Source organism: Chromobacterium sp. ASV23, assembly GCF_016428945.1.
GTDB classification, from domain to species: Bacteria; Pseudomonadota; Gammaproteobacteria; order Burkholderiales; family Chromobacteriaceae; genus Chromobacterium; species Chromobacterium sinusclupearum.
Window position 1 is genome coordinate 1 of the sequence record NZ_JAELTR010000181.1, and the last position, 469, is coordinate 469.

General features: G+C 48.8%; 1 tRNA gene and 1 rRNA gene. Both read left to right on the forward strand.

Annotated elements, in window-relative coordinates:
- The first annotated feature begins 24 nt into the window (after nt 1-24).
- Nucleotides 25-100 (forward strand) — tRNA-Ala (locus JHD59_RS23400).
- 264 nt (nt 101-364) lie between these two features.
- Nucleotides 365-469 (forward strand): 23S ribosomal RNA (locus tag JHD59_RS23405); the annotation flags it as partial.

A 469-nucleotide genomic window follows, 5' to 3' on the forward strand; every position in this document is an offset into this window, starting at 1 on the left:
GCAACGCGGTATTTCGGGTTTAGCGGGGGATTAGCTCAGTTGGGAGAGCACCTGCTTTGCAAGCAGGGGGTCGTCGGTTCGATCCCGTCATCCTCCACCACTTACAGTGCAAACAAAAGCGAACTCGGAAGAGTTGGATTCTGTTTGCGTTGTAGTTTGAAACGCCCGATCTTTAACAAACTGAAGAAGCCGAATATATAAGACGGCGAGACAAATAATATGGAGTTAACTCTTCATGTTAGCTGAATCGTCATCTTGGGTATTTGATTGTATCTAAGGCTACGTCGCCATATCAAAAGGGGCGGTGTAGTCGTCGCACAAACACTCTCTGTCGTGGCGGTAATTTAGGTTACTGAAATGATAGGGTCAAGCGACTAAGTGCATCTGGTGGATGCCTTGGCGATCACAGGCGATGAAGGACGTGTAAGCCTGCGAAAAGCGCGGGGGAGCTGGCAATAGAGCTTTGATC